This window comes from Candidatus Merdisoma sp. JLR.KK006 (assembly GCF_036941035.1).
In the GTDB taxonomy this organism is placed as follows: domain Bacteria; phylum Bacillota; class Clostridia; order Lachnospirales; family Lachnospiraceae; genus Laedolimicola.
In genome coordinates, this window is sequence record NZ_JAYMNS010000002.1 from 285,893 (window position 1) to 306,246 (window position 20,354).

A 20,354-nucleotide genomic window follows, 5' to 3' on the forward strand; every position below is an offset into this window, starting at 1 on the left:
TTTTCTCGTTATTTTATCTATTTTTACCGAAATTCAATCATATTTATTGTATATTTTGCCCTGAAATTTGCTTTCAAAACGCTCCATAACATAGCACCTCCATGTATCACGCCCCTCTCTTTCTCTCCTGAAGGGAATACACACACCCGCAGTAATCCTGCCGATAAAGCCCATACTCCTTCGACAGCTCTATGGATCTCTTATACCCATCCCGCTTCTTAAAATCACTGTTCAAATATGCAACACCATATTCTCTCGCCAGCCTCTCCCCAATCTCATTCAGCTTCCCCGCATCCTTCAACGGACTGATAGAAAGAGTCGTAGTAAAATAATCAAACTCCCCGGCCCTTGCCATCTGGACCGCCTCCAAAAGCCGCAGGTGATAACATCGGAAGCACCTCTCCCCGCCTTCCGGTTCAAGCTCCAGCCCCTTCGCCGTCTCATAAAACCGCTCCTGCTCATAGGGCCCCTCCAAAAAGGAAATCCTGTGCTTTGCCGGCAGCCTGGAGATAAGCGCTTCCTGTTCTTTCACCCGTTTTTCATACTCCTCAGCCGGAAATATATTCGGATTATAATAAAACACCGTAATAGAAAAATACTCCGAAAGATATTCCAGCACATAGCTGCTGCAGGGAGCACAGCAGCTATGCAGTAAAAGCCGGGGCACCTGCCCCTCTTTTACAAGCCGCTCTATAGTCTGATTCAATTCCCTCTGATAATTTCTCTGATTCACAGCACTCACACATCCTTGTCTCATATTTACGTTGAAAGATCCTTTTCTGCGCAGCAGAAAACTAAGTTCAGGGATGCACCATGCACCACTGCCGACTTTCAATTATGGTGGTGCGCCAATGGGGTGCATGCGGGTTTACGATGAAAATTCCCAAATGAAATGTATCTCAAATACCCTGAAATCCCTTTAAGATCCCATTTACAAGCTCTATGGCAAGCTTTTCCTGATACTCGCCGGACATCAGTTCCTTTCGCTCCCCATAGTTGGAAAGATACCCCATCTCCACCAATACCGCCGGAACCTGCGCATTTCTCAAAATGTGATAATTGCCCGGTTTTGCATTTCTTGGTGTGATATTCTTTCGTTCCGCCATTTCCCTAATAAGCTTCTCCCCATAATACTTTCCTCTCTCCGAGTCCTTGGGGTAATAGCACTCCAATCCGCAAACAGAGCTGTCTTTATCATAATAGTTGCAATGAAGGCTTACGAACAAATCCGCATTTTCCTTATTGGCCAGTTGGACTCTCTCGTCAAGTCCTACGTAAATATCCGTATCTCTTGTAAGAATAACACGAATATCCTCACCCTCCAGCAGCTCTTTCATTTTCAATGCAACAGCAAGATTAATCTCCTTTTCTACGGCAGATCCTTCCTCCGTTCCCCCGTCATTGCCGCCGTGTCCTGCATCCAGGACCAGCGTATATCTTGCCTCCGCCCTGCTGAGAGTTTCTTTGTCCTTTCCCTCCACATGGGCCAGGGCTCCATAATAGGCATTTGCCTCCTGCACATTCCTCTTTTGAAACACATGCTCATAGATATACAGACAGCCGCATATCATCAGTATCACCATAAGCGCCAGACCCATAACTGCCAGGGCCCTTACGGAATAGGCAATCACCATACGCTTTATTTTTTTAATTTCTTTTTTCCTGCGTTTTCTTCTAATACGTTTTTTTCTGTCTGTCATTGCCTGAACTTACCGTAATCCTGTCTTTCGGTTTCATAAAATCATAAAACTGCTCCGTCAATCAGCCTGTACCCGATTCAGATATTCCTCCAGGCAGATGCCCTGCTCCATAATCTCCTTTGCGGCTTTTTCACCTACATACCGGTAATGCCAGGGCTCAAAAATAATTCCCGTCTCTTCTGTCTTATCGGTAGGATAGCGGAGAATGAAGCCGTATTTCCAGCAATTCTCCTTAAGCCACTGGGCTTCCTCTGTCCGGGCCTGCTTTTCATCCAGAATCTGATAATCCCTTGCCACAATATCCACAGCCAGTCCAAGATTGTGCTCACTGGTTCCCGGATAAGCCACCTCCGTGCCTGCCTTTTCTTCGGCCGCCTTTCCCGTAAGTCCTGTTTCCGCCGTCACCCGACGCACTTTATCTTCAAAAAGCTGTGTCTGCTTCTCAATGGTACGATATGCCGAGCAGACCCAAAAGTCAAGTCCTGCCCTCCGGCCGTCCGCCAGCATTTCCTGAAGATAGCCAACCGCCCTTGCATCAAAATAATAGTTGTTCTCAATCTCCGCAACCGCAGGCTTGTAGCCGTTTTCCATGGGATTCCATTTATTCACCAGTGTCAGCTTCCAGGCTTCATCCCTGTCCTCGCCGGCCGCTTCTCCTGCTGTCAGCAGATTCCCGGCGATTCCATCGGAAACAGGGCTGTCTGAATTTTGTTCTGACAATTCCTTAGTATTTTCTGTATATTCAGCCGTCATCTTTTCCGATTCTTCTTTCGGGCTTTTGGCAAATACAATTTTTCCGCACAATACTCCCAGTAAAAAGGTAAAGACACAGAAGCCTAAGATTTTCCGCTGCATGGCCTGCTTCCGTCTTCTTTTTCTTGCTCCCCTGTTTTCCTGCTCATATTCTCTGTATCTACGCATATTCATCACCTCTTGATTTTTATCATAGAGGTGGGTTGCATCAAAAAAGCATCAATTTAAAAAATATTTTACTCCAATATAGGCTCTATGCGAAATAAATATTTTCCCGGCCACAAAGCATACCCTATCTGCCCGCTTTCATCCTCCAAACCTGCATAGAGCAGCCTTTCTGAGATGTCAAGTCCATATTCACTGGCTACTTTCATCTCTGCTTCTTCTCTGGTGTATCCCTTAACTATCATATTTTCCACCCTCATTGCAAATTCTTCCGTGTCCGATACAAATCTTTCCCCCAGCCAGGTTATATGGCTCTCTGTCACTTCACATCCCAAATAATCTCCCCAGCGTTCTGCCATTTCCTGCAGTTCCTCTGTTCCTATATACGAATCCGATGAGCTCTTCGAAATGGATATACTGCTTGACTGGGCATCATATTGTTCAACTGCTTCTCCAAAGACTCCGTCCCAATCATAGCCATACTGTGAAAAGCTTAGAATCTTTCCCGTTTCATCATCCATAGTAAGAACCAAATGATATTTTAACGTTTCCGCAGAAACCTCCCACATCATAATAGAACGTTCACTATCCTCCATATCCACATAAAAGTATATGACAGCCTCTGATACCTTCAATGGCTCCATATCAAAATCAAGCAAAAGCCCCTGCTCCGCCAGAATCCCTATCTCTTTTCGCACCTGCTCATCGATTGTATCCTGATTATAATTTTTACCGTTTACCAAATTGAGGGCATTCACGGCCTCCTGTTCCCTAAGCTTCAGCTTTTCTGACAGGGTCATGGAAACCTGCTCCTTTAGTACAACCTCCTGTACCTCCTCCACCTGGCTTTTCTCCGTCCGCTGCTCATCCTGCCATTCCATTACGTAAGATGGCAGAAAGAGGCTTGCCGCAGACAGAAAAAGGAGAAGAAATCCTGCAATAATATAATTTTTCATATGTCCTCCTATCAAAATTGCTGCGCAATGGCACTAAAGGGTAAAGTCACTTCGGCACACCCTTAATGAGAGAAACTTTCATTCAAAAGGGCTCTCATGAAAGTTCCTCTCGTACGCCTTTGTGACTTTACCGTCCAAGAAAATACGCACCATGGTTCCTTTTCCCTGAATGCTCTTAAATGTCATCGTTCCTCCATGCCTTTTTACAATCTCCAGGCAGATGGCCAGGCCAAGTCCTGCGCCTCCCTGCTGCCTGGATCTGGATTTGTCTACCATATAGAACGCCTCCGTAATCCGTGACAGCTCTTCTTCCGGCATGCCTTTCCCCGTATCCCGCACGTAGACGGCATAGCCATCCTCTTCCTTTCGCCCCAGCAGGTATAGTATTCCTTCTCCGTCCATGGCCTTGCGCCCATTGTCCAGAAGATTGAGAAGCACCGTCTTCATCAAGTCCGGCTCCAGCATCAGGAGGGCGTCCTCCACAATTACTTTCAGCACAATCCCGGCTTTTTTTAAGGAGGGCTTAAGCATTCCCTTAATATCCTCCGCCAGCCAGCGGATCTTTACGGGTTTTAATTCCAGCTCCTGATTTTTTACGACCATCAGATCCAAAAGCTTGAAAGAAAGGGATTCCAGACGCTTTCCCTCTTTAAATATATAATTGGCCGCCTCAAACTGCTCTTCCCGAGTTACCTCCGTAGACCGAAGCATGTCCGCATAGCCAATCATGGAGGTAAGCGGCGTCTTTAGCTCATGGGCAAAGCTCCCGATAAAGTCCTCCTGCCGTCTGGCCGCATCCTCAAGCTCCTGAAACTGCTGCTCCAGATTGTCCGCCATATGATTAAAGTCTGCCGCCAAATCTCCTATCTCATCCCGGCTTTCCATCCGGGCCCTGGCACTTAAGTTGCCTCCTGCCATTCTTTTTGCAGCTCTGCTAAGCCTACGTAGCGGGCGCAGAAGCCAGGACGCCATCAGATAGCAGAGAATGCTCTGCACAATCAAAAGCCCCGTAAGCCACTGCCGGTAAATATGATACTGGGATTCTCTCTCCTCAAAAAGCTCCGTCACCTCTCGAATACTTTCCAGATACAAAAACTGATCCTCTCCTAAACAGACCATGCTTGCAGTCTGAAGCTCGTAGCCATCCTCCGTCTTTCGCAGCATATGTCCCCGGCTGGTCTTTGTAATCGTCTCCAAAAGTCCATTATCCGGATCTGCCTTTGCATTATCATAAAAAATCTGTCCTGTGCCATCGGATATTCGTATCCGCAGCTCACTTCCGGCCATTCCCTCTACCATGGCATCTGCCACCTGCCGCACATTTTCCCGGTTTAAATTCATATCCTGTATGGCAGCGCTCCAGTATGCCACAAAGGAATACTGCAGCATCCGATTCTCTTCCCCCGCATTGGCAATCTCCCGTTCGTAGGTAGACTGAAATAAGGCGGATATCAGAACGTATCCGCCGATGCTAAAGATGAAAAGGCTCAGCATAATGGTTGAAAAACACATTTTCCAGGAAAATTTCATCCTGCCTATCCCTCCAGCCTGTATCCGACCTTGTAGACCGTGACGATCTTATCCTCCCAGCCTATTTTTTTGCGCATCCGCTGTACGTGGAGATCCACCGTGCGGCTGTCGCCCATATATTCTCCGCCCCAGATCCGCTCGTAAATAGTCTCCCGGTAGAGGGCAACATTTTTGTTCCGCACAAAAAGAAGCAGAAGCTCATACTCTTTTTTTGTAAGATTAATGGGATCCCCATTTCGCTTTACGATTCGGGAGGCTGTATCAATCACCAAATCATGGACCGTTAAGATATTTTCCGTCTTGTGATAACGGCGAAGCACCGTCTCCACCCGTGCCAAAAGCTCAATGATCTCAAAGGGCTTTGTGAGATAATCATCCGCTCCCAGCTTAAGGCCCTTTACCCGATCTGTGACAGAAGCCTTAGCCGTGAGAAAAATCACGGGAATCTCCAAAGGCGCAATATAATTCATCAATTCATAACCGTCTACCTTGGGAAGCATAACGTCCAGGAGGATCAGATCGTATCTGCTTTTGTCCAGGGCGTCTGCGGCCGCCATGCCGTCAAAGACGCAGTGGCAGGAATAGCCTGCTTTTCTTAAATTGACGGCTATGAGATTGGATATTGGTTTCTCGTCCTCAACTACTAAAATCTGTATCATATTTTTCCCTCTTTTTCTTACTTAAGCGTTCTTTTCAGTAAGTTTGTCACATCCATATGCATAACTGTGATTCTACCAAAAAACGCTCTCCATGCTGTCACTCGGAAATCTATAATCGTACAACAAGCAAGATGTTATTGGCAGTTTGACTTGCCGTTGTACCGGTTTATTCTTAACCTTCCATGAAAAATTTACATCATTAGTGTATCATAATTGCATCAAAATTGTCTCTAATTTTCAAATTAAACATCCGGCTTCTATTTTCCTGCCAAGGAGAAAAGCACCAATTCCCGTCAATCTCATAAAATATCAATATATTACAATAGGAGGCATGCTTATGAATCCATTACTGGAGCTTCATCACGTCAGCTACTCCTACCATGACGTGAACGGCGAAACTCTTGCCCTGTCCGATATTTCTTTTACGCTGGAAGCCGGCAGCTTCCTGGCAATCGTGGGGCCCAGCGGCTGCGGAAAATCCACATTGCTTTCGCTTATCTCCAATCTCTTGGAGCCGGAAGAGGGTACTATCTCTTTTCTTGGAAAGCCTCTTAAAGAGGCCGCCGCTAATATTGGATATATGCTGCAAAAGGATCATTTATTTGAATGGCGTACCGTATACAGCAATGTCACCCTTGGTTTGGAAATACAGAAAAAATTAACTCCGGATCATCTGTCCTCTGTGGACACTATGCTGGAAACCTATGGACTTTCCTCCTTTAAGGATGCAAGGCCCTCCCAGCTTTCCGGAGGAATGCGCCAACGTGCCGCTCTTATACGCACTCTGGCGCTGGAACCGGATCTGCTGCTTTTGGATGAACCTTTTTCTGCTTTGGACTACCAGACAAGGCTCTCGGTCTGTGATGACATTTCCTCTATCATTAAAAAAGAGGAAAAAACGGCCATTTTGGTTACACACGATCTGTCGGAGGCTATCAGCATGGCGGATCAGGTGCTGGTGCTCTCCAAGCGGCCCGGCCGCATGCAGAAGCTGGTCCCTGTGACCTTTGCTATGGAGGACCGCACACCCATGCGTTCCAGAAATGCACCGGAATTTAAAGAATATTTTAATCTCATATGGAAGGAGCTGAATACAAGTGGCTGAACCATCCCTTGCTCAACAGAGCTTCCTGGAGAATCGAAAACGCAGGCTTAGGGCTATTACCTTTGCCCGTATTTTTATTTTTCTTTTCTTCCTGCTTATCTGGGAAGCCAGCGCCAGACTGCATCTGATTGATGCTTTTATTTTCAGCAGCCCCAGCCGAGTCTATAGAATGTTTGTTTCCATGGTATCGGACCATTCTATCTTTCTGCACATGGGGGTTACTCTGGCGGAAACTCTGGTCAGCTTTCTTTTGGTTTTTTTATTCAGTCTGCTGACTGCTGTTATACTGTGGCTGTTTCATAGTCTTTCCAAGGTCCTGGAGCCTTATCTGGTGGTGCTCAACAGCCTGCCAAAATCTGCTCTGGCCCCGCTTCTGATTGTGTGGCTGGGAGCTAATATGAAGACTATCATTGCAGCCGGAATGTCTGTGGCTGTGTTTGGCAGTATTCTTACGATCTATACAGGATTTTCAGAAGTGGATCCGGAAAAGGTGAAGCTCATCTATACCTTAGGCGGCAATCGGCGTGATGTGCTCTGGAAAGTGGTTCTTCCCAGTTCGATTCCTATTTTTATCAATACCATGAAAGTGAATATCGGCCTTTGCCTGGTGGGGGTAGTGATTGGGGAGTTTATCGGAAGCCGGCGGGGGCTGGGGTATTTGATTATTTATGGGAGTCAGATATTTAGACTGGACGTGTAACCGATAGAATTATGTATCCGAATAGCAAAAGGAGCAACGAATCTCCGGACTTTTTACAATTACAAAGTTTAAGGCGCCCACTCTTAAGAATAGACACCTTCCTCTTCTTTAACTATCCAATACCCTCTGCCATTGCGAGTACTGTACCGGATTTTTCCTTCCTTTTTTAAACAATTGATTCGCCTATGTATCCTAGACAGCTTTACCTCCATTTTTTCGGCAAGTGCCTTGGCTGTTATTTTAGGTTCTTCTTTCATATATTGCAAAATTCTCTTCTTCTCCTCTTCTATTACAAATTGCGGCGAAGTGCCGTATTCCTGGGGAATCCGGATAACAGTTAGCTGATCGGTTTCTTTTCTGATTGACAACAGTCTGGCATCCTTCGTATCTTCCCATCCCAAAATCGTCCAGGAGTCAAAGAATATATCCAGATATTCCGGAAAAACTTCTATTTTTTGAATACTGTCAATCATATCCGCCGTCTTTGCCTTTTCGATAATTTCTCCTTCTAATCTCCCCTTAATATCTTCCATTCGTCTTTCCAATTGGTCATTTTGCCGCATTTGGTTCTCAAGTTCCTTCTCTTGCTCCCGAATGCTCTCAAGCTGATTCTCAAATTCCTGATTTTTTCGCTTAAAATCCTGGTCTGAAAGCACTCCATCCAAAAGCTTTTGTAGTAAAATATCTTTCTTCTTCAATATCTGCTTCATGTAATTTTGCAAATCATTCTTCTTTTTCTCTACACCATTATCTTGCAAAGCTTTCCTTAAAATAGCAAGCGTTTCCTTTAACAATTCCTCCTTCCCAATCTGCAAGTTGGCATCCTTCTTTTTACAAATATTATTCAATAGCGCAAAAACCTTGTTTTCATTCAAATGGATATTTTTACATCCATTCTGCTGTCTTCTTCCGCTTTCCAGGTAATTCTTGCATTTCCACTCAATGACCTTTTCCTTTGTCCTATGACGAATTGTCCGATAAAAGGGCTGACCACATAAACCACATATCATCTTTCCAGATAAATCATACTGTCCCCTATTGCTGTATTTTCGGTAAATTCCGCCGCAGTTTCTTTCATTTTTACGGGTATCCATACAGCGATTGGCAGCTTCAAATAGTTCTTCATTCACAATGGCTGGAATTACCTTTTCATGGATAAGCCATTCACTTTCCGGATTCTTTACCTGCCTCTTGCTCTCAAAATCATAATGTTCCCGATTCTGAACTATATCGCCCTTGTACAAGGGATTTCGGATAATCTTCCTTATTACAGAAGCGTTGATTTTCTCACCTTTATGGTTCCGGTAACCTTTCTCATATAAAATCTGTGAGATCCTATAGGTTCCGTAGCCCTCGGCCGAGAGACGAAATAGCAATCGAACCATTTCCGCCTCCTGTTCATCCAATACAATGCTTTTATCCGGAAGTTTCCGAATTCCATAGGTGTTATTGGTGATGACAAAACTGCGGCCCTCTCTCTGGCGATTCCGGTGGGCGTTGTTTATCTTCTTACTCAATTCCCGGCTGTATTCTTCTGCCAGAATCGCCTTGATCCCGATAATCAGTGAATCATCCGGTGTGTAAAACTTATGATCCAGGTACATGTAAAGCCTTTTCCCGTTCTTCTGCATACAATCCAAAAACAGATACCAGTCTTTGGTGTTCCGCATAAGCCGGTCTAAGGATTTGATCACGATAATATCAAACTTATCGGTCTGTAAATCCTGATACAGACGGTTATACTCATTTCGTCCTTTCGCCGTTGTTCCACTCCGAGCCTCCACATAGCTGCCCACCAGAAGCCAGCCCTGATGTTTGACGCAGTCCTCTGATTCTCTGACCTGCTTTATCAGGGCATCCTTCTGGCTCTCCTCCTCGGTGCTGCAGCGGTTGTAGATAACGGCGCGCAGTCTGTCACCCATCTAGGCTATTTCCTCCGCAGAAGCTCTAATATACGAAATTGTTCCTGGAATGTGATTTGCTTCTCTTCCACAAGAATTCTCGCAATATGCTTTAAAATCCGATTTTTTTCATTTGCCATGGTTTCATTTTCCTTTCTTATATGGCCCATAAAATCTTTCCGATTCGTTTTCATAAATTTTATGGGCCAAATTTTCCAAAAATGACGAGTATGCCTTAAAAGTTGTTATTCGTTAGTTTATCTGAACCAAAATCCCCAGTTTTTCTCCAAATTAAATAAGGTATGGGATGTTTTAATCTGCGGTATTTTCCGTCAGATTATTTCATCTCCATACCTTTTGTGTTATCCTTTCCTCACTAAGCCCTGCATCTGCCTCTTCAGGCGCCAGTTCATTTTCATATCACCATCAGCCAATCAAAACCTTTTTCCCGCAAAAAGCAAATCCATATTTTCTTATCCTTTCTTTTGGGACTCCTTTTGATACAAGTACAACGTCATAGTTCTTCTCCTCTATCTGCTGCAATGCCGCTTTTACCGTATCGGATAATTCTTTCTCATCCTCCGGATCCTGCACTTTGAATTCCAGAATAATTCCATCATCCCCCTGCTTTGGCTCCAGCATCACATCATAACGGCCAAAACCGCTTTCACGATTTGAGGTCACTGTATAGCGATCAGCCAATTCCACCAGAAGCCCCAATACAAAACCATGGTAGAAGCGCTCTGGCTCTGTAATTTCGGAGGGTTTATTTCCCACATCAAAACTGCTAAAGGTAGTGAGCGCTACCTTATTCATATAATAATTCATGGCTTTCAAGTCATTTGACAGCAGGGCCTTGATAAATTCATTGTACTCCCTTCTGCTTTTACGGAACCAGTCCCGTACCATGATGCAGAACATCCGCCTTACTTCGCGGTTGGTAAGAGCCAGCTCATAGTCCGGCGCATCTATGGATTCCGGGTCCTCTTCATAATTTAGTACTTTCAGATATCCGCTGGCCAATAAAAGACTCCAGATTCCCTCCTCGTTTCCATCCAGTTCCCCATATGCAATCTGCTCATCGATAGGTGTTATAATAGACTGGCCGGAAATCAAATCTTCAAATTCCTGCTTTATATCTGCGCCTCCCTCCCGAATCAGCTTTCCTACCAAACTGTTAGAGCTGGAGTTCGCCCAGTAAGCCCCAAGCTTCCCTGTGTCTAAATAATTTATAATAGACCAAGGATTATAGATATCTGTATGGGTCCCAAAAGTAAATCCATCATACCACCTTTTTACTTCCAGCTTTTTATCGGACATTTCATACTCGTCCAATGCTGCAAAAACTTCCGCTTCTGTAAAACCAAAGCAATCCGCATATTCATCCGAAGTCGTTGTTACTGCCTTGAGATTATTTAAATCAGAAAAAATAGATTCCCTGCTCACTCTTGTAATCCCTGTCATAATGGCCCGTTCCAGGTAGGGATTTGTCTTAAAAGTTGTGTTAAACAGACTTCTAGTGAAGGATACCAACTCTTCCCAATACCCATTTACATAGGCCTCCTGCATAGGTGTATCATACTCGTCCAGAAGAATAATCACTTTTTTATTGTAATAGCGGGAAAGGAAATCCGACATCTTATGAATTGCCCATGTCGCCGTAGTGTCCTCCATATGACTGGTTACGCTTTGAAAATAATTTTTCTCATTTTCTGTCAAAAGCTCTCCATCAAGCAAAAAAATATTTTTATTATACAGATCCTCTATGATCTGGTTAATAGAACGCTTAGCCCCTCTGTAATCCTTTTCCTTTACTCCTGCAAAGGAAAGATTAATCACCGGATATGTTCCCTGTAATTCCCGGTACTTTTCATCCTCCCAGATAGATAGCCCCTGAAACAAATCTCTTCGTCCGACATACTTTATGGAAAAGAACTGCTCTGTCATACTCATAGTCAATGTCTTTCCAAAACGCCTGGGACGGGCGATCAATGTTACACTATCTTTATTTTCCCACCATTCCTTGATAAACTTTGTCTTATCTACATAGAAACAATCATTTTCTCTTATGACTTCAAAGCTTTGCAGTCCAATCCCTACAGTTCTCGCCATACTTCACCCCTATTAATATCACCATTAGCCGATCAAAACCTTTTTCCCACAAAAAGCAAACCCATATTTTCGTATCTTCTCTTTTGGAACACCCTTTGATATAAGTGCGGCTTCGTACTTTCGCTCATCTATCTGCCGCAAAGCTGCCTTTACCGTATCAGATAACTCTTTTTCATCATCCGCATCCTGCACTTTGAATTCCAAAATAATTCCATCATCATCCTGCTTTGGCTCCAGCATCACATCATAACGGCCAAAACCGCTTTCACGATTTGAGGTCACTGTATAGCGATCAGCCAATTCCACCAGAAGCCCCAATACAAAACCATGGTAGAAGCGCTCTGGCTCCGCAGTCTCTGAGGGCTTGTTTCCTGCATCAAAAGTACTGAATATAGCCAGCGCCACTTTATTCATATAATAATTCATCGCTTTCAAATCATCCGAAAATAATGCTTTGATAAAGTCGTTATAGTTTTCATCCTGCTCTGAAAACCATCCCCGAATCATATTCTCAAACATCATCCGTACTTCCCGATTCGTCAGGGTCAAAGTATAGTACCAGCGGCCTGTTGCTTCTATATATTCTACCTGAAGAGCCTTCAGATAACCGCTTGCAAGAAGAAGACTCCAGACAGAATTTCTTTTTGTATTTAATTCCCCATAAACAATCTGCTCATCAATCTCTACCCGGAAGGTTTCTCCACGCATCAGGGCCTCAAGCCTTTGCTTAACCTCTTTGTTTCCCTCTCGAATCAGTTTTCCTACCAGGCTGTTGGAGCTGGAATTGGCCCAATATGCTCCTACTTTTCTTTTATCCAAATAATTCAAAACAGACCAGGGATTATAAATATCCGTATGGCTTCCAAAGGTGAAACCATCATACCAGTTTTTAACCTCCTGCTTCCTATCTGATATTCCAAATTCATCCAATGAGGCAAATACCTCTTCCTCCGTAAATCCAAAACAATCGGCATACTTATCCGAAGTAGTTGTCACCACCTCCAGATTATTCAAATCAGAAAAGATAGATTCTCTACTCACCCGTGTGATTCCTGTCATAATAGCCCTGTTCAGATAGGGATTCGTCTTAAATGTCGAATTAAACAGACTTCTGGTAAAGGATACCAATTCTTCCCAATATCCATTCACATAGGCTTCCTGCATAGGAGTATCATATTCATCCAGAAGAATAATTACCTTTTTATTGTAATAACGGGATAGAAAAGAAGATAAATAGTGAAGGCTCATGGTGGCGTCTTCCTCATTCATGGTCTCTGATATCCTGTTGAAATAGTCCTTTTCCCCGGAGGTCAGCAAATCTCCATCCAGCAGAAAATAATTCTGCACATATAAATCCCGAAGTATCTGACAGATTCGATAGCGAACCTTTTCGTAGCCATTTTCCTTAACATTAGCAAAAGACAGGCTAATCACCGGATAGATTCCCTGCAGCTCTCTGTATTTTCCATCCTTCCAGATAGAAAGTCCCTCAAACAGATCTCCTCGTCCGGCATACTTTACGGAAAAGAACTGCTCTGTCATACTCATAGTTAATGTCTTCCCAAAGCGCCTGGGACGGGTAATTAAGGTAACATCATCCTGGTTTTCCCACCACTCTTTTATAAACTTTGTTTTATCAACATAAAAACATTGTCTCTCCCGTATTGTCTCAAAGCTTTGCAGTCCAATCCCTACAGTTCTCGCCATATGCTGCACCTCCATGCCTCTATGCCTCTATGCCTCTATGTCCATATCTTATCACAGTTCCCGCCTGCTATCCAGTACCTTTTCGCATCCGCCTTTCTATCAGCTGCACCACTCGTCTCTTCCAGCTAGACATGGTGCTGATGTCCATTGTCATTCTCTGTATTATGGCTATGATCCTGTACCAGATTATTAATCTGGTGGAAAAGCATTGTCTCAAACGGTTCTGAAATTTCTGCATAGTATCAGAGAATAAAGCTTTGATTCTCTGGAATAATAAATCAGGAGATGCAAAAGGCACCTCCTGGAATACATATTTTGTTCTTCGGCAATATAACCATGCCATACATTCTCCATATTTTCAACTCTCTGTTCCAATCAGAACCTTTTTTCCGCAAAAGGCAAAACCATATTTTCTTATCTTCTCTTTGGGAACTCCTTTATCTATAAGTATGGCCTTGTAATTCTTCTCTTCTATCTGCTGCAAAGCTGCCTTTACCGTATCGGATAATTCTTTCTCATCCTCCGGATCCTGTACCTTGAATTCCAGAATAATTCCATCATCCCCCTGCTTCGGCTCCAGCATCACATCATACCGGCCAAAACCGCTTTCACGATTTGAGGTCACTGTATAGCGGTCAGCCAGTTCCACCAGAAGCCCCAATACAAAGCCATGATAAAAACGCTCCGGCTCCGTAATTTCGGAGGGTTTATTTCCCACATCAAAGCTGCTGAAAGTAGCCAATGCTACCTTATTCATATAGTAATTCATGGCTTTCAAATCATCTGCCAGCAAAGCCTTAATAAATCTGTTGTACTCACCTCTGCTCTTGCGGAACCAGTCCCGCACCATGATGCAGAACATCCGCCTCACTTCACGGTTTGTAAGGGTCAGCTCATAATCAGGCACATCTACGGATTCCGGGTCCTCTTCATAATGAAGTACCTTCAGATATCCGCTGGCCAACAGCAAACTCCAGATTCCTTCTTCACTTCCATTCAGTTCCCCATACACAATCTGCTCATCTATCGGTGTTATAATCGACTGACCGGAAATCAAGTCTTCAAATTCCTGCTTAATATCTGCACTTCCCTCTCGAATCAGCTTTCCTACCAGACTGTTGGAGCTGGAATTGGCCCAGTATGCTCCTAATTTCCTTTTATCCAAATAGTTTAAAACAGACCAGGGATTATAAATATCTGTATGATTTCCAAAAGTAAAACCATCATACCAGTTTTTAACCTCCTGTCTCCTATCTGACATTCCAAGTTCGTCCAATGCCGCAAATACTTCTTCCTCCGTAAACCCAAAACTATCCGCATACTTATCAGAAGTAGTCGTTACTACTTCAAGATTATTCAAATCCGAAAAGATCGATTCCCTGCTCACTCGTGTTATCCCTGTCATAATGGCCCGTTCCAGATAGGGGTTTGTCTTAAAGGTCGAATTGAACAGACTTCTTGTAAAGGAGACCAGTTCCTCCCAATATCCATTTACATAGGCCTCCTGCATAGGTGTATCATATTCATCCAGGAGAATTATCACTTTTTTATCGTAATACCGGGACAGAAAAGAAGACAGGTAATGAATCGCCATGGTAGCATCTTCTTCGTTCATGGTCTCCGATATCCGATTAAAATAGTCCTTTTCCCCCAGCGTCAACAACTCTCCATCCAAAAGAAAGTAATTCTGCACATATAAATCTCTAAGTATCTGGCATATTCTATAGCGAACCTTTTCATAACCATTTTCTTTCACATTGGCAAAAGAAAGGCTTATTACCGGGTAAGTCCCCTGCAATTCTCTGTACTTTTCATCCTCCCAAATAGTAAGCCCCTGAAACAATTCCTCCCGCCCTGCATACTTTACAGAAAAGAACTGCTCTGTCATACTCATAGTTAAAGTTTTTCCAAATCGCCTGGGACGGGTAATCAGAGTTACATCATCCCCATTTTCCCACCATTCCTTTATAAATTTTGTTTTATCCACATAGAAGAGATTATTATCTCTTATTTTTTCAAAGTTTTGAATCCCTATACCCACAGTCCTTGCCATACCTATGCCCTCTTTCATCTCTCTATACAGATTCTTACCTGAATTTTTCCTATATAAACTGAATCCATAATCCTATTCGATAATAGTATATCAGCTTTGGACTGTGGATTCAATGATTTGTCTGCCTCTTAAAATGCAGGCAATCAGCTCCTAAAGTGTAAAGCTTATATGCAAAAAGAAACTGTTTTATATCCACATATAATTCCTTCTTTTGTGCATGAGCATTTTGTAAAACATATAAGCAAAATACCTGCCAGTGCAAAAGCACTATGGCAGGTATTGCTTTAATAATTATTCTTTTTTACGGAACTGAAGCCTTATCAGTACAATGATAAGTATCAACAGCAGACATGCTACCAAGGTTGCTATCATATAAAAGGCGATCTGTGCTGTATCACCCGTCTTGGCAGATGTCGTCTTTGTGGTTGTAGTGCCATTCTTCGTTGTAGTGGTTCCATTACCTTTAGTGCTTCCATTACCGTTAGTGGTTCCATTACCGTTAGTGGTTCCATTACCGTTAGTGGTTCCATTACCGTTAGTGCTTCCATTACCATTTCCGTCACCACTATTAGTCCCGCCGTTCGTTCCATTACCGTTTCCGTCACCACCATTAGTGCCGCCGTTCGGGTCATTTGGATTATTGGGATTATTGGGATTATTTGTGTCACCCGGATTAGTTGCGGTTGTTGCCGACCATCCTATCGCAATCGGAGATAAGCTGGTTACCTGGAAGCGAACACCTTCTTCCATAGCTGCCACCTCACTCCAATTTCGTGTTTCCACATTGCCTCGCTTCATGCCAGGACCATCCAGAGCAAGATCCTCTGTAAACATGTGAGCCGCCATAAAGGAAGTTCTTCTTGAAGTTCCTGTTGGATATGGCACCGTAACAGTCAATGCTCCCCACGGGAAATCTCTTATTTCTTCATCAGTCAACTGGCTTCCATCTGCTTTTGTAAGCAGAATATCATATACTGCAATATTTCCTTTTGGAACTCCCTGACCTATAAGCTGTGACTCCATCTCGTTTATAATCTGATTTTCAGTATCAAATCCTGAATCCTTCAGCTTCTCTAAAGTAGTAGAATCAACACCGCCTGCTTTCACAGATACCTTATACAGATTGCTGACGGATACCGGAATACTCTTGCTTTGAATCACATAGTTATCACAGGCAACGCCGCTAAGTCTTGGCTTATCAATGGTTACTTTCGTCTGATCCGCACTCAAATCAAGTTTATCATAAACCACAAGCACATCATCATCTGCAAGGTTTTTCTGAATAGCTTCCAAATCTTCGCCGTCGTTCAGATGATATTCCGTCTTCAAACCACCCACTACAGAAACAGTATTGTCATCTGTGATTACCATAAACATCTTTTCTGTATCCCAGTCCAATTCACGCTGGTCAATGGTCAAATAACCTGAACGCTGTGTGAATCTGTAATTATCCCTTGCAGGCTTGGTGCTGTCAGCATCATATGTTTCAATCTTAATCTCATATCTGCCGCATGCTTCACCTTTATCGTCCTGTCTTGCTATATCACCCTTTATTTTTTTCTCATCTCTGGGCAAAATACCGCCTTCAATTACATAAAGATCATTTGTCTCACTTGTCACATCAAACGCTCGCCAGGAAGCCGGATCATCTGCACCATAAGCTTTATGCTGGTCCTTTACAGATACAGTGACATTTCTCGGCTCGATTCTTATGATCTTAAGCTGCTTGGAACCCATATATTCTTTTGTTGAAGGCAAGGTCCCTTCAATAATGTACCATCCTGCATCTATGGGTGCCTCTAAGTCCTCCGCTTTTAATTGATCCGTTATAGGATCCAGTCCCGAGACTCCTGTAACCGACTTTTTATCATATGCCTCATTTACAGCTGCTTCAGTGCCTTTATACCACAGATATTCCGGCTCATCCTCATTGGTATTTCCAATCATAACATCTTTGAGTTTTACCGGCATCTGTAAAGGCTCGCCATCGTAAATATGGGGCAGACTATAATAATCACTAGTAAAATTAATAGTGGATATACGTCTTATAATAATTAATTTTTTATCTGCATACCAACCTTCCAAGTTCTTACTAACGCCAGCCGTCACATGATGAGAATCCGTCGCAGGACTGCCGGAATAATATACCTTTCCTCCCGCCGTCTCATATACTCCGGTCAGACAGTAAGGATGATTATACGCCCAATCCTCATTATCCCATGAAGCCGGATTACTTTCATCAAGCTGCGGCGGTAAAATATAATCTTGGTCCGCCGTCTCAATTGTAAAGGGTACTGTGCCTACCCCTCTGTCATCGAGTTCTATTGTAAGAGGTTTTACTTTCTTTATAGTGTCATCATCAAGATTTTTTGCATCAACAGCATTCCAGTACAATGTTACTGTTCCATTTGTTTTGCCGCCTTTAGCAGCCTTCTCATTAAATATGGCAACCTGAACTTTACCTGTAATGCGCTCCTTGTTTTCATATACTGCAGACTTATCAGCTCCATATATCCCTTTTGCTGTCTCATCATCGCCTCTGTCTGTATTAATAGTCATACTCCATGGTGTCATTGTAAATCCAACAGAAGCCGTCTCACCGGTTTTTGTATCTGTATAAACAAGTGTATAATCTCCCGGATCTCTGATTTCATCCATAATGGCTGTATGAGTAGTATTACCCGGAACAGGATCCGCATCCTCTATCCCTGGTTTCCAATTGTCTCCAGTTGACTCCTCAGACTTCCCTTCCCTAAACAGGCTAATCTCTGTAAGCTTTGCAATTACCTTGATTTCAAATTTAATATCTTCATTTAAAGAATAAGGCCATTCTTTGTCAATCGTAACTACACCTTTTGTACTGTCTGTAACATCTGTATCACTCGTGTCGCCTGAATCTTCCGTATCATCTACCTCTACTGTGCTGTCAACTGTACGCATATTACCAGCTACATCCTGCGTACGGACCTCACCATTATATGCAAGCTCATATCCTGTAGGGACATGCAGCATATCCGCACTGAGCCCGGCAAGAATAAACTCGCCTCCCCCTGCCAGATTAATTTGCCTATTGCCCGTTCCTAAACAATTTTTGTTTTTAATTGTTAAGGAGCCGTCATTTGTAAGTGTCACATTAGCCGTATCTTCTTTTTCCAAAACACTTCCAGATTCAATTACAATTGTTCCTGTATTTAAATTGTAATTATCCGGATCGTCCGGTTTTGGAGAACGCTTAATTGTTACTGCACCAGAACTCTCTGAGCTACTTCCTATAATTAACTTATTTTTATTCTGAAGCATCCCTACCTGCGCTTTTGCCCCATCATCAATTGACACTTCTCCTTCATTTGTTAAAATTCCCACCTGCCCGTCTTTATCAGCCTTCAAGCTACTATTTTGTCCTGTAACAGATATAATTCCACCACTTCTGTTTATAATATCCCTTGCTTCCGCACTACCTCCATTAAGCAACTCTATTGTTCCACTGTTGTCAATCAGCCAATCCTTCGTCTTGTCATCTTTTATAACAGTCCCTTCATTGACATACAAACCGCCCTCGCTAATTACAACAGTCTTTCCACTACCATTTTTAAATCTACCTTGTGCAGTCAAAGTACTTACATTTGAACTATTACCTTCCCACTTTCCTCCAATCTCAATTTTTCCATCATTGGCAAAATCCAAGGTCCCTAATTTGCTAGATTCTAATATTGTCATTGTCCCACTATTTGTAAATGGGCCGTTATTGATAATCTCACTTGCCCCCTTCATTGACATAGTTCCTATATTTTCAAATTCACCTGTACAGGTCATTTTAACATCTTTATTGATATTTAATATCCCTTCATTTTTAATGACTCTATCAAATCCTCCAACAGAATTCGTCAAATTTACTTCATTTACGTCAGTAGCCACCGTTGACAAATTTACAGTTGCGCCTGATGGAATAGAAAAAATAGTACCATATCCCTTATCACTAATATCAATATTCAAATCTGTTAGAATAATTTCATAGGTACCAGGCTGCATTAATTCAATAAGTTCATTTGTTGATTGGAGATCCAGAGGTATATCCGTTAAAGTACCTGTAATACGATACTTTCCTGGTGTTGTAATTTGTATACGCTTGCTAATTGAAGACCATATTATACCATTTTCCGGCCCGATCGCATATATTCCATAATTAACAAGCACCGGTTTTCCATCAGGCGGATCTGCATAAGTTACAATATCATTTTCACTTCCTGCACTACCAGTATCATTCGCAGTATTATCTTGGTCATTTTGTACAACACTTCTTGTAGTCTGAATCACCGGCACCTGTGTCATAGTGTTCATAAGTACCAGATTGTTCCCATACTCATCTGCCGCTGGCATTACCGGCACATAGGTATCTGTGATACGGTCATTTGTTTGAGAAGTAGACACCATATCCCATGTCAGGCCGCTAATCGTGGTATTACCTTTCGGAAGCTGAGTAACTTCACCTACGGTCATAACTACATTTGATATACCTGCTCCTGCAGTAGTCGTTGCTTCGCCTTCTTTATTTTCTTTGATCGCAACTGTTACATCCAATTTATCCGGAAGGTTCGGTTCTTCTCCTTCTTCCAATTCCTGGAGCCGTATATCTTGATCTAAAGAAGCAAAATTAGTAATGATGAGCGTTGTGTCTGTTTTAGACTCACTGCTCTCAGTGTTTCCCGCATCCGCCTCATTACCAGCAGACTCCGTGCTTTCCACTGGTTCCTCCGGCTTAGACGCATCTGCCGCCAAAGCAGAGATACCCGCCGAGCTGCTGATCACGACAGCCCCCAGCAGCATCAATGTGGATCGTTTCAACCATTTTCCCCATTTACTCATGAATCCATTCACTCCTTTTATGTATCGGGCACTATTGTACACTCAAAAAGCACACCATAGTCTGCTTCGCTTTAAGACGAACGGCCTCTTCCCTCTATGGTATACCTATTCCAAGCATGTGCTTCGATATTCCTAACCGGACAATTTCTT

At 43.1% G+C, this 20,354-nt stretch carries 13 protein-coding genes; 2 read left to right on the forward strand and 11 right to left on the reverse strand.

What is annotated here, in order from left to right; translation table 11 throughout:
- Positions 1 to 106 precede the first annotated feature (106 nt).
- The 6 genes from VSQ61_RS02980 to VSQ61_RS03005 all read right to left on the reverse strand — a co-directional run bounded on the left by VSQ61_RS02980 (position 107) and on the right by VSQ61_RS03005 (position 5,763).
- A complete protein-coding gene (locus tag VSQ61_RS02980) occupies positions 107 to 757 on the reverse strand; it encodes an epoxyqueuosine reductase QueH (RefSeq protein WP_334342940.1) in 651 nt (216 codons plus the stop codon).
- Between the two features lie 142 nt (positions 758 to 899).
- Positions 900 to 1,700 carry an N-acetylmuramoyl-L-alanine amidase family protein gene (locus tag VSQ61_RS02985; RefSeq protein ID WP_334342941.1) on the reverse strand — a complete coding sequence of 267 codons (801 nt, stop codon included), beginning with the start codon at positions 1,698 to 1,700 and terminating at the stop codon, positions 900 to 902.
- A gap of 57 nt (positions 1,701 to 1,757) precedes the next feature.
- Complete coding sequence (locus VSQ61_RS02990; protein WP_334342942.1) at positions 1,758 to 2,621, reverse strand: M15 family metallopeptidase; 864 nt, start codon at positions 2,619 to 2,621, stop codon at positions 1,758 to 1,760.
- 68 nt (positions 2,622 to 2,689) lie between these two features.
- Positions 2,690 to 3,574: a hypothetical protein gene (locus tag VSQ61_RS02995; RefSeq protein WP_334342943.1), complete on the reverse strand. Its 885-nt coding sequence runs from the start codon at positions 3,572 to 3,574 to the stop codon at positions 2,690 to 2,692.
- Positions 3,575 to 3,652: 78 nt separating this feature from the next.
- Complete coding sequence (locus VSQ61_RS03000) at positions 3,653 to 5,104, reverse strand: sensor histidine kinase (RefSeq protein ID WP_334342944.1); 1,452 nt, start codon at positions 5,102 to 5,104, stop codon at positions 3,653 to 3,655.
- 5 nt (positions 5,105 to 5,109) lie between these two features.
- On the reverse strand, positions 5,110 to 5,763 hold the full coding sequence (locus VSQ61_RS03005; protein WP_334342945.1) for a response regulator transcription factor: 654 nt from the start codon (positions 5,761 to 5,763) through the stop codon (positions 5,110 to 5,112).
- A 337-nt stretch (positions 5,764 to 6,100) separates the two neighbouring features.
- Here VSQ61_RS03005 and VSQ61_RS03010 point away from each other — a divergent pair, with 337 nt between their 5' ends.
- Together VSQ61_RS03010 and VSQ61_RS03015 are read left to right on the forward strand one after the other, a co-directional pair.
- On the forward strand, positions 6,101 to 6,868 hold the full coding sequence (locus tag VSQ61_RS03010; RefSeq protein WP_334342946.1) for an ABC transporter ATP-binding protein: 768 nt from the start codon (positions 6,101 to 6,103) through the stop codon (positions 6,866 to 6,868).
- Complete coding sequence (locus VSQ61_RS03015; protein ID WP_334342991.1) at positions 6,855 to 7,568, forward strand: ABC transporter permease; 714 nt, start codon at positions 6,855 to 6,857, stop codon at positions 7,566 to 7,568. The genes VSQ61_RS03010 and VSQ61_RS03015 overlap by 14 nt, the downstream gene beginning before the upstream one ends.
- Before the next feature lie 83 nt (positions 7,569 to 7,651).
- Here VSQ61_RS03015 and VSQ61_RS03020 read toward each other — a convergent pair whose 3' ends face one another.
- The 5 genes from VSQ61_RS03020 to VSQ61_RS03040 form a co-directional block, all read right to left on the reverse strand.
- Positions 7,652 to 9,490 carry a recombinase family protein gene (locus VSQ61_RS03020; protein WP_334342947.1) on the reverse strand — a complete coding sequence of 613 codons (1,839 nt, stop codon included), beginning with the start codon at positions 9,488 to 9,490 and terminating at the stop codon, positions 7,652 to 7,654.
- Positions 9,491 to 9,895: 405 nt separating this feature from the next.
- Positions 9,896 to 11,581, reverse strand: a complete 1,686-nt coding sequence (locus VSQ61_RS03025; RefSeq protein WP_334342948.1) for an AAA family ATPase — start codon at positions 11,579 to 11,581, stop codon at positions 9,896 to 9,898.
- A gap of 24 nt (positions 11,582 to 11,605) precedes the next feature.
- On the reverse strand, positions 11,606 to 13,288 hold the full coding sequence (locus VSQ61_RS03030) for an AAA family ATPase (RefSeq protein WP_334342949.1): 1,683 nt from the start codon (positions 13,286 to 13,288) through the stop codon (positions 11,606 to 11,608).
- 358 nt (positions 13,289 to 13,646) lie between these two features.
- Positions 13,647 to 15,341, reverse strand: a complete 1,695-nt coding sequence (locus tag VSQ61_RS03035; protein ID WP_334342950.1) for an AAA family ATPase — start codon at positions 15,339 to 15,341, stop codon at positions 13,647 to 13,649.
- Positions 15,342 to 15,632: 291 nt separating this feature from the next.
- Positions 15,633 to 20,204, reverse strand: coding sequence for a hypothetical protein (locus VSQ61_RS03040; protein WP_334342951.1), 4,572 nt, complete (start codon positions 20,202 to 20,204; stop codon positions 15,633 to 15,635).
- Between the last annotated feature and the right edge of the window lie 150 nt (positions 20,205 to 20,354).

Bases quoted from the DNA above. Each gene is read 5' to 3' on its own strand.
- VSQ61_RS03005 (WP_334342945.1), bottom strand. From the start codon at position 5,763: ATGATACAGATTTTAGTAGTTGAGGACGAGAAACCAATATCCAATCTC.
- VSQ61_RS03025 (WP_334342948.1), bottom strand. From the start codon at position 11,581: ATGGCGAGAACTGTAGGGATTGGACTGCAAAGCTTTGAAGTCATAAGA.
- VSQ61_RS03010 (WP_334342946.1), top strand. From the start codon at position 6,101: ATGAATCCATTACTGGAGCTTCATCACGTCAGCTACTCCTACCATGAC.
- VSQ61_RS03040 (WP_334342951.1), bottom strand. From the start codon at position 20,204: ATGAGTAAATGGGGAAAATGGTTGAAACGATCCACATTGATGCTGCTG.
- VSQ61_RS02980 (WP_334342940.1), bottom strand. From the start codon at position 757: ATGAGACAAGGATGTGTGAGTGCTGTGAATCAGAGAAATTATCAGAGG.
- VSQ61_RS02985 (WP_334342941.1), bottom strand. From the start codon at position 1,700: ATGACAGACAGAAAAAAACGTATTAGAAGAAAACGCAGGAAAAAAGAA.
- VSQ61_RS03030 (WP_334342949.1), bottom strand. From the start codon at position 13,288: ATGGCGAGAACTGTAGGGATTGGACTGCAAAGCTTTGAGACAATACGG.
- VSQ61_RS03000 (WP_334342944.1), bottom strand. From the start codon at position 5,104: ATGAAATTTTCCTGGAAAATGTGTTTTTCAACCATTATGCTGAGCCTT.
- VSQ61_RS03020 (WP_334342947.1), bottom strand. From the start codon at position 9,490: ATGGGTGACAGACTGCGCGCCGTTATCTACAACCGCTGCAGCACCGAG.
- VSQ61_RS02990 (WP_334342942.1), bottom strand. From the start codon at position 2,621: ATGCGTAGATACAGAGAATATGAGCAGGAAAACAGGGGAGCAAGAAAA.
- VSQ61_RS03035 (WP_334342950.1), bottom strand. From the start codon at position 15,341: ATGGCAAGGACTGTGGGTATAGGGATTCAAAACTTTGAAAAAATAAGA.
- VSQ61_RS02995 (WP_334342943.1), bottom strand. From the start codon at position 3,574: ATGAAAAATTATATTATTGCAGGATTTCTTCTCCTTTTTCTGTCTGCG.